The organism is Streptomyces sp. NPDC008086 (genome assembly GCF_042957325.1).
Lineage (GTDB): Bacteria > Actinomycetota > Actinomycetes > Streptomycetales > Streptomycetaceae > Streptomyces.
The window spans coordinates 134289-146158 of the sequence record NZ_JBIBIA010000010.1 but is presented as its reverse complement, the minus strand read 5'-3'; the positions used below and the strand labels follow the sequence as shown (position 1 = coordinate 146158).

Genomic DNA, 11870 nt, shown 5'->3' with positions numbered 1-11870 from the left:
GGGTGGGGGTCCGGCGGCGTACCAGCTACCCTCCCCCCGTGACCACCGAACCCGCCTTCACACCGCCCCCGAACGCCCGCGCCCACCCCCTCCCCACCTCCCGCGGCACGTTCGCCGTGGTCGACTCCCCGGTCGCTCCAGGCGTCGAGCCCCGAGGTGTCGCCCTGCTGCTCCCCGGGTTCACCGGCAGCAAGGAGGACTTCACGCTGATGCACGAGCCGCTCGCGGCGCGCGGCTACCGTACGGTCGCCGTGGACGGGCGGGGCCAGCACGAGTCGGACGGGCCGGAGCGCGACGAAGCCCCTTACGCGCAGGGCGAGTTGGCCAGGGATGTGCTGGCGCAGGCGGCGGCCCTCGGCGACCTCGGCGTCCCGCTCCATCTCTTCGGTCACTCCCTCGGCGGCCAGATCGCCCGCGCCGCCGTCCTCCTCGACCACACGCCGTTCCGCTCGCTGACCCTGATGGCGTCGGGCCCCGCGCAGATCTCCGACTCCCAGCAGCAGCGGGTGAAGCTGCTGCGGGACGCGCTCGGGGTGATGAACATGGCCGAGACATGGGAGGCGATCCTCGCGATGGGGCCGCCCGAGGAGGTCGGCGGCCCGGCGCGCGGCATCGGCGGCCAGGATCTGCTGCGCCGCCGCTGGCTCGGCACGAAGCCCGCGCAGCTCCTCGCCACAGGGCGCCAGTTGTGCACGGAGCCGGACCGCGTCGACGAACTCGCGATCCTGCCGCTGCCGTTCCACGTCCTGTCCGGCGCGAGCGACGACACCTGGCCGGTCCCGGTCCTGGACGACATGGCGGCTCGGCTGAACGCCCGTCGCACGGTCATCCCCGGCGCCGAGCACTCTCCGAACGCCGACCAGCCCCTGCGCACGGCCCAGGCGGTCGCGGACTTCTGGGACACCGTGGACGACGCGGGCGTACCCGCGACCGGGGCCTAGTACTGCGCCTGAAGGTGCTCCCAGAACCCGTCCCGCAGCGCCCGCCGCAGATCCGACTGGCCGCGCAGCGAGTACTGGAGCAGCCCTTCCGCCTCGACCAGCAGGTCCTGGTCGACGGAGCCGGGCAGGTACGGGTGTCCGGGCAGCAGTTCCACGAGCGACTCGCGGCCCCGTGCCGCGAGCCACTTCGCCGCGATCCGCGCGCCGACGAAGCGGACGTCCTCCCGCGTCGGGCGGGACCCGGCGCCCTCGTAGGCGGCGGCCGTGCGCCGGGTGACGTACGGCTTGAAGAAGTCGAGGTCGAGGGTGCGCTGGCTGTCGACCTCCCAGAGCAGCGGTTCGGCCTGGTTACGCCCTTCCGGTGCCTCGATGCCCCACAGGTGCACCCGCGCCCCGTATCCCTGCGCGGCCTCGACCGCCGACACCAGGTCCTCGTCGCCGCCGAGCAGGGCGGCGTCGCTGATGGCCCGGTGTCTGGCCAGCGACTCCAGATCGGTCCTGATCAGTGAGTCGACGCCCTTCTGCTGGTTGTTGGCGTTGAGGTTGCCCAGGCGGACCTTCACGTCGGGGAGCTCGGCGATCGACTGCTGTTCCGCCGTGTGGATACGGCGCCGGGCGCCGTCGTACCAGTAGACGCGCAGCAGCCTGCTGTCCGCGAAGATGGTGCGGGCCCGGTCGATGAGCGCCTCGATCAGTCCTTCGGCGTCCACGTCGAAGGCCCGGCGGTCCTCCGTCCCGGCGACCAGCCGTCCCGCGGCCGCGTAGAGGTAGCCCGCGTCGACGAAGATCGCATGGGTCGAGGGCGTCTTCGCCACCTCGGCGAGCATGCGTTGCAGCAGCTCGTTGGTGTGGTCGATGCGGGCGGCGAGCGCCGCGAGGTCGTCGTTCATCGCTTCCATTGTCCGGGCGGTCACGCTGCGAACACAACCGGTCCCGGTCGGTCCTCGCATGATCACTCGGCGACCGCTTACCGGTCAGTAGTTAGTCGTTCGAAAAATTTCTTTAGCGTAGGGAATGTTTGTAACACGCAGCCCGTTGCATACGTGTGTAACCCCAGTAGTTCTCCGCAGGAGGATGACCAGACGAAGGGAGAAGCCCATGCGCTTCGAAATCATGCGACTCGACGAGTTCGACGGAACCCCCGTGGACAGCACCGTCGTGGACGCCGCCTCCGTCAACCGGATCGTTCAGCAGGCCGCCGCGACGGGGCAGCGGCTGTGGATCCGACCGGCCGAGACCACGGCCTCATAACAGACGCGGATCACCGCAGAAGCTTCGAAGCCCCCGTACGGTACTCAAGCCGTACGGGGGCTTCGCGCATACGTCGGGGTCAGGCGCCGTTGATCACCTGGGTGACACCATTGATGATCTGCTGCACCGCGATGGCCGACAGCATCATGCCCGCGAGCCGTGTCACCAGGACCACGCCACCGTCCTTGATGACGCGGATGATCAGCAGCGAGTACCGCATCACCAGCCACAGCACCACATGGATGGCGAGGATCGCCGTCCACACCGACACCTGCGTGGCGACACTGCCGGCCTTCTGCACGGCCAGGATGACCGACACGATCGCGCCCGGCCCGGCCAGCAGCGGCATGCCCAGCGGGACGAGGGCGACGTTGACGTCCTTGGTCTGCTTCGGCTCGTCCGTCTTGCCGGTGAGCAGGTCGAGCGCGATCAGCAGGAGCAGCAGCCCGCCCGCGATCATCAGCGCGGGCACGGAGACATGCAGGTAGTTCAGGATCTGGTGCCCCAGAAGCCCGAACACCGCGATCACCCCACCCGCCACGCAGACGGCCTGGAAGGCCATCCGCTTCTGCACCTTGGCCGGCCGCCCGGCGGTGAGCGCGAGAAAGATCGGGGTGATCCCGGGGGGATCCATGATGACGAAGAGGGTCAGGAAGAGAGAGCCGAAGACAGCGAGGTCGAACATGGGTGGAGGGCCTTGCGAGTGAGTGATCGCGCGGTGGTCAGGCAGCACGGGGCTACAGCCGCTGTGCCGCTACCGCTGTGGGCAGTCGTTCCGCGGGGCGGAACGGGTGGGCACAGCCGACAGCGCCGGGTGCCTCGGAACGGACGTGAAGGTGACCTGGCTAGGCCCCGCCGGTCCCCGGGACGGGAAACGCTCCGGTGGCCCGCCGCGTGATCTCGCCGTACACCTCGGGATCCGTCGTGTACTCGCCGAGCAGACACGTCTTGCGGCTGCCGTGGTAGTCGCTGGACCCGGTCGTCAGCAGCCCGAGCTCCTTGGCGAGCCCGCGCAGCCGCGCCCGGGTGTCGGGGTCGTGGTCCATGTGGTCGACCTCGATGCCGTCGAGCCCGGCCGCGGCCATCTCCGCGATCACGGCCTCCGGCACCGTACGGCCCCGCTTGCTCGCGGCGGGATGCGCGAACACGGTCACCCCGCCCGCGGCCTTGACCAGCCGGATCGCCTCGAACGGGTCGGTCTCGTGCTTCTCCACGAAGGCCCGGCCGCCGTCGGCCAGCCAGTCCTCGGTGAAGGCGTCCCCCACGGTCGGTACGACACCGAGCTCGACCAGGGCGGTGGCGACATGCGGCCGCCCGACCGATCCCTCACCGGCGATCCGCAGCACCTGCTCCCAGGTGACGGCCACACCCAGCTCGTTCAGCTTCCGGACCATGCCCCGCGCCCGTGGCACCCGGTCGTCCCGCACCAACTCCCGCTCGGCGAGCAGCGCGGGCTCCTCCGGGTCGAACAGGTAGGCCAACATGTGCATGCTGATCCCGCCGACGCGACAGGACAGCTCCGCACCGGTGACAAGGGTGAGCCCCTCCGGCAGCGCGCCGATGGCCTCCGCGTACCCACGGGTCGTGTCGTGATCGGTCAACGCCACGACATCCAGCCCGGCAGCGGCAGCATTACGCACCAACTGAGCCGGCGCATCCGTCCCGTCGGAGGCAGTGGAGTGGGTGTGCAGATCGATACGCACGCACGAACTCCAAACGCCAGGACAGACAGGGACGCTCAAGGATAACCAGCTTTTCAACCACCCCTGTCACCCTCGCACCGCCATACGCCCCTTACATGGACGCCTCAGGAGCGCGGGGAACTGCGCGACCAGCCACAACCAACCCGCACCCGCCCCCAAACCGAACCCCCCACCCCCGTAGGCGCTACGGCCCGAGCAAGCGCGGCGACAACGCTCCGCAGGGCACCAGCTCCACCTCGGCCCCCGCATCCCGCAGATCCGTCAGCACCAGCTCGTCGTACATCAGCAGCCCCGACTGCTCGGGCCACATGACCGCCCACAGCCACATCCCGAGCGCCTCCCCCGCGAACACCGCACGGTCGTCGGGCGTACCCGAGACATGCCACAGCGGCGTAGGACGTCCGGCGGCGAGGACCTTGGCCTGGGGTGGCTTCTCGACGTTCATGTACGACCCCGGATCCGGGCCGTCGATGCCGGCGTAGCGCGCGCCGAGTCCGACCCCGAGTTCCTCGGCGACCAGGATCAGCTCGCCCATGCCGCCGAGCGGGCCGGGTCCGGAGCAGGCCACGGCCGTCGCACGACCTCCGGTGCGGTCGTCGCCGGCGCTGGCGACACCCGTGAACAGCCAGCCGATCGGCAGCGGCCACGGCATCCAGACCGGCACCTGAGTGCGATGCACGACCACACCGAGGGCCTCGACGCTGGGCGGGATCACGGGCTGCACCGGATGCACGGTGCCGTGCACGTCGCACTGCCAGGTGTCGGCGAAGAGTCCGGGAGCCCTGACCCGGCCACCACACTTCGGGCAACTGGGTTCGCCCCTCATAGGCCCCCACGGTCCTACCCCTTCCGCGTCACGTCAAGGACGATCACCCGTCCGGATGGAACCGATTCGTCGGCCAAATATAGATGTAACTTGCATTAATTAGACTAGCTAACATACTATGTGTAGCTGCCAGCTACCTCGAACCGAATGGGAGAAACGGTATGGACACCTTCGACGCGGGAGCGGGCAGCATCCTGCGGCAACCGAAGGCCGTATGGGCGACGGCCGGGGCGTCCGTCGTCGCCTTCATGGGCATCGGACTCGTCGACCCGATCCTGCCGTCCATCGCGAGCGGCCTGAACGCCACGGCCGGTCAGGTCTCCCTGCTCTTCACCTCGTACTTCCTCATCACCGCCGTGGCGATGCTGGTCACGGGCTTCGTCTCCAGCCGGATCGGCGGCCGCAGGACCCTGCTGCTCGGCCTCGCGTTCGTGGTCGTCTTCGCCGGGCTCGCGGGCACGTCCGGTTCGGTCGGCGAACTGGTCGGCTTCCGGGCGGGCTGGGGGCTCGGCAACGCGCTCTTCGTCTCCACCGCCCTCGCGGTCATCGTCGGCGCGGCGGCCGGCGGCAGCGCCGCGGCGATCCTGCTCTACGAGTCCGCCCTGGGCCTCGGCATGGCGTGCGGGCCGCTGCTGGGCGCGCTGCTCGGCGACGCCAGCTGGCGCTACCCGTTCTTCGGTACGGCCTTCCTGATGGCGGTCGGCTTCCTGTGCATCGCCGTGTTCCTGAAGGAGCAGCCCAAGCCGGCCCGCAGGACCTCGCTGCTCGACCCGATCAAGGCGCTCGGCCACGGAGGTCTGGCGTCCGCGGCGGTCTCGGCGTTCTTCTACAACTACACGTTCTTCACCGTGCTGGCCTTCACGCCGTTCGTGCTGAACATGAGCCCGTACCGCTCGGGCGCGGTGTTCTTCGCCTGGGGTGTGCTGCTCGCCGTGTTCTCGGTGATCGTGGCGCCGCGCATGCAGCGGCGGTTCGGCTCGCTGAAGGTGCTCAGCGGGTCACTGGTGCTGCTCGCCCTGGACGTGCTCGTCCTCGGCTACGGCAATCACACCACCGCCGTCGTGTGCACGATCCTTTCGGGCGCGTTCATCGGCGTGAACAACACCGTCTACACGGAACTGGCGCTCGGCGTGTCGGACGCGCCGCGCCCGGTGGCGAGCGCGGGCTACAACTTCGTGCGCTGGTTCGCGGCGGCGGCCGCGCCCTACTTCGCGCCGCGGATCGAGGAGTGGACCGGCAGCATCCGGGTCCCGTTCGTGGTGGCGGCGGTCACGGCCGTGGCGGGCGCGCTCGTGGTCGTCGTACGCCGGAACTCCCTCACCCACGAGGCGGCGGAGCTGGAGACGAGGCACGCGACCGAGGACGGTGTCGCCGTGTTCGCCAACTGACGGTTTCCGGCCACCGGTTGGTGAGGTTCCTCACTCCAGCGGGACGGACTTACGGGCGGGGTCCCGAAGGTCCGTCCCGCTCGTCAGCCAGCGCTCCTGGAGGGCCTGGGCGCCGTGCACACGCTTCCAGGCGGCCTCGTTCGGCGTCATCGGCAGCAGCGGCAGGAAGTGCACGGGGTCGGCCGGCGCGTCGAGCTCCAGATCCTCGACCAGGCCGCCCGGCTCGGCGACCAGGACCGACGTGAACGGGGCGCCCGGCCACAGCGGTTCACCGACGTCCAAGGAGGCGCCGGGGGCGATGATCACACCCTCCACCTGCGGGGACGCGGCGAGGACGGCGAGCGGACGGAGCGCCTTGTCGGTGTCGGCGATCCCGGCACGGACCGAGAGGACCAGCTCGGCGCGCGGGCCCTTGACCGGGTCGGCGACCATCGCGGTGGGGTCGCTCATGGGCTGCGCCGACATGCCGAGCGTGGCGTAGCGGACGAGGTCGCCCTCCTGGAAGCGGAGCACCTCGATGCGGTCCGTACCGAGGAAGGTGACCGCCGCGCGCGCGTCCGGTTCGCCCAGCGCACTGCGCAACCGGGCCTCGACCAGAGGAAGAACATCAGCCATGCCGCGAGCATAGAACTCGTCAGTACCGGGCAAAGCAGCGCCTTGACACTTCAGTCGGCTGATACTCTTGCCCGGTGTTCGGGCAGCACGCAGAAGCGTCGCGATCGAGTCCCGACGCTGATGGAAACTCCCCTACGGGGAACCCCTCAGGGGGTATGGAACGTCCCTTACGAGGGACCGGCCGGAGGAGGTGGGGCTGTCATGGATCGAAGTCGACCGTGCAGTACCACTCGCTCTTCCCGCCGCTGATGTAGCTGATCCGGCTGTTCCGCTCCGGCTGACCGCCGTCCTTTCACGCTTGCGTCCTCCCACGGAAGAGCACTTCGTTTCGCTTTGCCTGATCGTCTGATCTGAATCAGCAACGAAGCCACCACCGCAACGGTGCGGTGCTCCCCGCTTTGTGGACGTGCCAAACATCCTGAGGTCAGGACGTCCCCATTCCGGGCAGTTCCAACCGTGCTGCGGTTCTTCACGCTTCGTTGCCCGTTGCGAAGGAGCCTGCTCATGTCGATGATCCGCGACCTGCGTGCCGTGGTCCGCCCCTCCCGCATCTCGCTGCGCAAGGACAGCGGCCCGTACGACACCACTCGCGACCCCGCGACCCCCTCCGCCGTCGTCGACTGCGCCGTCTACCGCGACGGCCGCCGGCTGGAGACCGACAATCCGCTGACCCCGCACCAGGCGATGCGCCAGGTGCGCCGGGACGGGGGTTTCGTGTGGATCGGTCTGCACGAGCCGACCGAGGCTGAATTCGCCGGTATCGCCAGTGAGTTCGGGCTGCACCCGCTCGCCGTCGAGGACGCGGTGCAGGCGCACCAGCGCCCGAAGCTGGAGCGCTACGACGACTCCCTGTTCACCGTCTTCAAGACCATCCACTACGTCGAGCACGACGAACTCACCGCCAACAGCGAGGTCGTCGAGACCGGCGAGGTCATGTGCTTCACCGGCCGGGACTTCTTCATCACCGTCCGGCACGGCGGCCAGGGCTCACTGCGGGCGCTCAGGCACCGCCTCCAGGACGACCCCGAGCTGCTCGCCAAGGGCCCGTCGGCCGTGCTGCACGCCATCGCCGACCATGTCGTCGACGGGTACATCGCCGTCGCCGACGCGGTGCAGGACGACATCGACGAGGTGGAGACCGAGGTCTTCTCGCCGGGCCGCAAGGGCTCGCCGCGCGGCACGGACGCGGGCCGGATCTACCAACTCAAGCGCGAGGTGCTGGAGTTCAAGCGTGCGGTGTCGCCGCTGCTGCGGCCCATGCAGCTGCTGAGCGAGCGGCCGATGCGGCTGATCGACCCGGACATCCAGAAGTACTTCCGGGACGTCGCCGACCACGTCGCCCGCGTCCACGAGCAGGTCATCGGCTTCGACGAGCTCCTCAACTCGATCCTCCAGGCCAACCTCGCGCAGGCGTCCGTCGCGCAGAACGAGGACATGCGGAAGATCACCTCGTGGGCCGCGATCATCGCCGTACCCACGATGGTGTGCGGCGTCTACGGCATGAACTTCGACTACATGCCGGAGACGCACTGGAAGTACGGCTACCCGGTGATCATGAGCGTCACGGTGGCCATCTGCCTCGGCATCCACCGCACGCTGAAGCGGAACGGCTGGCTCTGACCGGGCCCGAGCCCGCTGGATAGGCTGGGGGCCATGACAAGCGAGCTGCTCGACCAGGCCCTCGTCGAGGAGGCCACGAAGAAGTCCGGCCTCATCTGGGTCAAGGGCCCCGGTGTCCCGGCCCGGGCGCTGTGGCACGTGTGGCACGAGGGTGCCGCGTGTGTCGTCGGCGACGGTCCGGGTGAGCAGCCGCTGCCGGGGCTGGCCGACGGCGGCTCCGCCGAGATCACCGTGCGCAGCAAGGACAAGGGGGGCCGGCTGGTCTCCTGGAGCGCGAAGGTCGTCGAGCTCGTGTCGGGCTCCGAGGCGTGGGAGGCCACGGTCGCCGAGCTGAAGGGCAAGCGGCTGAACGCCCCCGACGGCGAGGCGATGCCGTCCCGCTGGGCGCGCGAGTGCCGGGTGCTGCGGCTGGAGCCGACCGGTGCGGTGGGGGCGCTGCCGGACGGGTCGTTGGCTGAGGCGCCGGTGCCGTCGCCGGCGACCACGCGTCAGCCGATCCCGGCGGGGGTGCCCCGGTTGTTGTTCAAGCGGAAGCGTCGCTGAGCGCTCCGCTGGGGGGGTGCCGCGACAGGTCGTTGACTTTGTGCGGGTCCGTCGTGACTGGTCGCGCCCACGCGGCGGAGCCGCATATCGATACAGCCCCGCGCTCCTTAGGGGGTGGTCACGAGGTCGGTAGTTGCTTGCCGTAGTCCACCGTGTCGTTCTTCTTCGGCTTCTCCAGGGGGAAGTCCTTGCCCCAGTCGGAGAAGGTCAGGGCTCCTCCGTCGCCCGCGCGGGTCAGTCGGAGGGGATAGGGGTCGCCCTCCAGGGAGACGTCCAGGGTGCCGCCGGAGCCCTTGTCGCCGGTGATGCGGATGGTGCGGGTGCCCGCCTGCTCGTGGTGGCCGTCCGTGGCCAGTTGGCCGTGCAGGGTCAGCAGGCCGTCCAGGAGCAGGCCCTTGTCGGTGAAGCCGCTGAACTTCTTGTACGTCGGGTCGCCCTGCGGCACCTTCACGTACTTGCCGTTCAGCTTGTCCACGGCCCCGGCGTCCGCCTTGCCGTCGCTGCCCGCGTCGCTCCAGAAGCCGGCGTCGGCCTTCAGGTACAGCTGCTCGTCGATCCGCAGCAGCTGGAAGGTGGCCCCCTGCGCGCTGACCGAGCCGGTCCCACCGTCGGATTTCAGCTGCATGTCGAGCTTGTAGGTGCGCCCGCCGGCCACGACGTTCCCGGCGAGATGGACCGCGTCCGCCGAGTCGGCGGCCGTACGGGTCTTGCGCTGGATCTCGGCGGCCGGCAGCTTGCCGACCCCGTTGGTGCCCTCGTCCGGGTCCTCGCTGCATCCCGTCAGTCCTGCTCCCGACACGACCAGCGCGCACACGGCGCTCGCCATCGCGGCCCGGCGAGTACGACCCTGAGGAATCGCAGTCACAGGTGGGGCTGCCTTTCTGTTGTGGGACCCGGTCGGCGTACCGCAGCGTACCGGTGAGTCGGGGTAGCGGCGGAGCCAGTCCGTCCGGACCGCTCACCAGGGCGTATCGGATCCGGACGGGCTAGCCTGAAGCTCACCCGAGCGGGCAATTCGGAAATGCGGCACGGCAGCACGGCCGCGACAGCGACAGCACACCCCGCACGTAAAGGAGCCTCAGCCATGGCAGCGGGCGCTCCCCGGATCTTCGTCTCGCACCTCGCCGACGTCGCCGCGTTCGACCCGAACGGCGACCAGGTGGGCCGCGTGCGCGATCTGGTCGTCATGCTGCGCGTCGGCCGGCGTCCGCCACGGCTGCTCGGCCTCGTCGTCGAACTCTCCACCCGGCGCCGCATCTTCCTGCCCATGACCCGCGTCACCAGCATCGAGTCCGGCCAGGTCATCACCACCGGTGTGCTCAACGTCCGCCGCTTCGAACAGCGCCCCACCGAGCGCCTCGTCTTCGGCGAGCTCCTCGACCGCCGGGTCACCCTCGTCGAGACCGGCGAGGAGGTCACCGTCCTCGATCTGTCGGTCGGGCAGCTACCGGCCCGCCGGGACTGGGAGATCGACAAGGTATTCGTACGCAAGGGCGGTCGCAGCGGTGCCTTCCGGCGGGCCAAGGGCGAGTCGCTGACCGTGGAGTGGTCGGCGGTCACCGGCTTCTCCCTGGAGGAGAAGGGACAGGGCGCCGAGAGCCTCCTCGCCACCTTCGAACAGCTGCGCCCGGCCGACCTCGCCAACGTCCTGCACCACCTCTCCCCCAAACGCCGCGCCGAGGTCGCCGCCGCCCTGGACGACGACCGCCTCGCCGACGTGCTCGAGGAGCTCCCGGAGGACGACCAGATCGAGATCCTCGGCAAGCTGAAGGAGGAGCGGGCCGCCGACGTCCTGGAGGCCATGGACCCGGACGACGCGGCCGACCTGCTCGGTGAGCTCCCGGAGGACGACAAGGAGCGGCTGCTGAGCCTGATGCAGCCCGCCGACGCGGCCGACATGCGCCGTCTGATGGCGTACGAGGAGCACACGGCCGGCGGGCTGATGACGACCGAGCCGATCATCCTGCGGCCCGACGCCACCGTCGCCGACGCGCTCGCCCGCGTCCGCAACCCCGACCTGTCCCCCGCCCTCGCCGCCCAGGTCTACGTCTGCCGACCGCCCGACGAGACGCCCACCGGCAAGTACCTGGGCACGGTCCACTTCCAGCGCCTGCTGCGCGACCCGCCGTACACGCTGGTCAGTTCGATGGTCGACGAGGCTCTGGAGGCCTTGGACCCGGACGCGGCGCTGCCGGTCGTCGCCGGGTTCTTCGCGACGTACGACATGGTCGCGGCGCCCGTGGTCGACGAGTCCGGGTCGCTGCTGGGCGCGGTGACCGTGGACGACGTACTGGACCACCTGCTGCCCGAGGACTGGCGGGAGACGGAGTTCCACCTGGACGAGGACACGGGTGAGGGGGTGGTGGCGCATGGCTCCTGAGCGGGAGGGCACGCGCGAACGCGTGGCGTCGGGCGCCACCGCGGCCACCCGGGCGCCCCGCGCACGCCTGGACCAACCGCGGCCGCCGCGCCGCCGCATCCTGCCCGAGTGGGACCCGGAGGCCTTCGGACGGCTGTCGGAGCGGATCGCCCGCTTCATCGGCACCGGGCGGTTCCTGGTCTGGATGACGGTCGTGATCATCGTGTGGGTGCTGTGGAACATCGCCGCACCGATCGATCTTCGGTGGGACGAGTACCCGTTCATCTTCCTCACCCTGGTCCTGTCCCTGCAGGCCTCGTACGCCGCCCCGCTGATCCTGCTGGCGCAGAACCGGCAGGACGACCGCGACCGGGTCAACCTCGAACAGGACCGCAAGCAGAACGAGCGGTCGATCGCCGACACCGAGTACCTGACCAGGGAGATCGCCGCCCTGCGCATCGGTCTGGGCGAGGTCGCCACCCGTGACTGGATGCGCTCGGAGCTCCAGGACCTGATGAAAGAACTGGAGGAGCGGCCGAACGGTCACCGCGAGCCCGGGGTATTCCCGGCAGATCGGTCGCCGGGACGTGACGTAGACGACCGCTGACAGGCTTTCCGGGGCAC

General features: G+C 69.8%; 13 protein-coding genes. 7 read left to right on the top strand and 6 right to left on the bottom strand.

The window, feature by feature from the left end:
• Positions 1-38 precede the first annotated feature (38 nt).
• A complete protein-coding gene (locus ACFZBP_RS33095) occupies positions 39-941 on the top strand; it encodes an alpha/beta fold hydrolase (RefSeq protein WP_391418602.1) in 903 nt (300 codons plus the stop codon).
• Here the strand turns inward: ACFZBP_RS33095 and ACFZBP_RS33090 are convergent.
• Complete coding sequence (locus ACFZBP_RS33090) at positions 938-1831, bottom strand: NYN domain-containing protein (RefSeq protein ID WP_391418599.1); 894 nt, start codon at positions 1829-1831, stop codon at positions 938-940. The genes ACFZBP_RS33095 and ACFZBP_RS33090 overlap by 4 nt on opposite strands.
• Positions 1832-2039: 208 nt before the next feature.
• Between ACFZBP_RS33090 and ACFZBP_RS33085 the strand changes: the two genes are divergently transcribed.
• The gene (locus ACFZBP_RS33085; RefSeq protein WP_093747204.1) at positions 2040-2192 is read left to right on the top strand and encodes a hypothetical protein; all 153 of its coding nucleotides are present in this window, start codon (positions 2040-2042) and stop codon (positions 2190-2192) included.
• A gap of 79 nt (positions 2193-2271) precedes the next feature.
• Here the strand turns inward: ACFZBP_RS33085 and ACFZBP_RS33080 are convergent, their stop codons facing one another.
• From ACFZBP_RS33080 to ACFZBP_RS33070, 3 genes are all read right to left on the bottom strand, one after another.
• A complete protein-coding gene (locus ACFZBP_RS33080) occupies positions 2272-2877 on the bottom strand; it encodes a MarC family protein (RefSeq protein ID WP_383457677.1) in 606 nt (201 codons plus the stop codon).
• A gap of 160 nt (positions 2878-3037) precedes the next feature.
• The gene (locus tag ACFZBP_RS33075) at positions 3038-3895 is read right to left on the bottom strand and encodes a PHP domain-containing protein (protein WP_383457680.1); all 858 of its coding nucleotides are present in this window, start codon (positions 3893-3895) and stop codon (positions 3038-3040) included.
• A 184-nt stretch (positions 3896-4079) separates the two neighbouring features.
• Positions 4080-4721, bottom strand: coding sequence for a DUF6758 family protein (locus tag ACFZBP_RS33070; protein WP_062718156.1), 642 nt, complete (start codon positions 4719-4721; stop codon positions 4080-4082).
• Positions 4722-4882: 161 nt separating this feature from the next.
• Between ACFZBP_RS33070 and ACFZBP_RS33065 the strand changes: the two genes are divergently transcribed.
• The gene (locus ACFZBP_RS33065) at positions 4883-6109 is read left to right on the top strand and encodes an MFS transporter (protein ID WP_391418594.1); all 1227 of its coding nucleotides are present in this window, start codon (positions 4883-4885) and stop codon (positions 6107-6109) included.
• Positions 6110-6139: 30 nt separating this feature from the next.
• On the opposite strand, the gene ACFZBP_RS33060 is transcribed toward ACFZBP_RS33065, so the two are convergent.
• The gene (locus ACFZBP_RS33060; RefSeq protein ID WP_383457687.1) at positions 6140-6724 is read right to left on the bottom strand and encodes a suppressor of fused domain protein; all 585 of its coding nucleotides are present in this window, start codon (positions 6722-6724) and stop codon (positions 6140-6142) included.
• Positions 6725-7228: 504 nt separating this feature from the next.
• Between ACFZBP_RS33060 and ACFZBP_RS33055 the strand changes: the two genes are divergently transcribed.
• Positions 7229-8344 carry a magnesium and cobalt transport protein CorA gene (locus tag ACFZBP_RS33055; RefSeq protein ID WP_383457690.1) on the top strand — a complete coding sequence of 372 codons (1116 nt, stop codon included), beginning with the start codon at positions 7229-7231 and terminating at the stop codon, positions 8342-8344.
• Positions 8345-8377: 33 nt separating this feature from the next.
• On the top strand, positions 8378-8887 hold the full coding sequence (locus ACFZBP_RS33050) for a hypothetical protein (protein ID WP_383457693.1): 510 nt from the start codon (positions 8378-8380) through the stop codon (positions 8885-8887).
• Between the two features lie 118 nt (positions 8888-9005).
• Here ACFZBP_RS33050 and ACFZBP_RS33045 read toward each other — a convergent pair whose 3' ends face one another.
• Entirely contained in the window at positions 9006-9752 is a 747-nt protein-coding gene (locus ACFZBP_RS33045) for a hypothetical protein (RefSeq protein WP_383457696.1), read from the bottom strand.
• Between the two features lie 219 nt (positions 9753-9971).
• On the opposite strand from ACFZBP_RS33045, the gene ACFZBP_RS33040 reads away from it, so the two are divergent.
• Positions 9972-11267 (top strand): magnesium transporter MgtE N-terminal domain-containing protein, encoded by a 1296-nt coding sequence (locus ACFZBP_RS33040; protein ID WP_062718168.1) that lies wholly within the window; start codon positions 9972-9974, stop codon positions 11265-11267.
• Positions 11257-11853 carry a DUF1003 domain-containing protein gene (locus ACFZBP_RS33035; RefSeq protein WP_383457699.1) on the top strand — a complete coding sequence of 199 codons (597 nt, stop codon included), beginning with the start codon at positions 11257-11259 and terminating at the stop codon, positions 11851-11853. The genes ACFZBP_RS33040 and ACFZBP_RS33035 overlap by 11 nt, the downstream gene beginning before the upstream one ends.
• Positions 11854-11870 lie beyond the last annotated feature (17 nt).

Coding starts and splice junctions, on each gene's coding strand:
- ACFZBP_RS33080 (WP_383457677.1), bottom strand. CDS start 2,877: ATGTTCGACCTCGCTGTCTTCGGCTCTCTCTTCCTGACCCTCTTCGTC.
- ACFZBP_RS33070 (WP_062718156.1), bottom strand. CDS start 4,721: ATGAGGGGCGAACCCAGTTGCCCGAAGTGTGGTGGCCGGGTCAGGGCT.
- ACFZBP_RS33035 (WP_383457699.1), top strand. CDS start 11,257: ATGGCTCCTGAGCGGGAGGGCACGCGCGAACGCGTGGCGTCGGGCGCC.
- ACFZBP_RS33065 (WP_391418594.1), top strand. CDS start 4,883: ATGGACACCTTCGACGCGGGAGCGGGCAGCATCCTGCGGCAACCGAAG.
- ACFZBP_RS33050 (WP_383457693.1), top strand. CDS start 8,378: ATGACAAGCGAGCTGCTCGACCAGGCCCTCGTCGAGGAGGCCACGAAG.
- ACFZBP_RS33040 (WP_062718168.1), top strand. CDS start 9,972: ATGGCAGCGGGCGCTCCCCGGATCTTCGTCTCGCACCTCGCCGACGTC.
- ACFZBP_RS33085 (WP_093747204.1), top strand. CDS start 2,040: ATGCGCTTCGAAATCATGCGACTCGACGAGTTCGACGGAACCCCCGTG.
- ACFZBP_RS33055 (WP_383457690.1), top strand. CDS start 7,229: ATGTCGATGATCCGCGACCTGCGTGCCGTGGTCCGCCCCTCCCGCATC.
- ACFZBP_RS33090 (WP_391418599.1), bottom strand. CDS start 1,831: ATGAACGACGACCTCGCGGCGCTCGCCGCCCGCATCGACCACACCAAC.
- ACFZBP_RS33060 (WP_383457687.1), bottom strand. CDS start 6,724: ATGGCTGATGTTCTTCCTCTGGTCGAGGCCCGGTTGCGCAGTGCGCTG.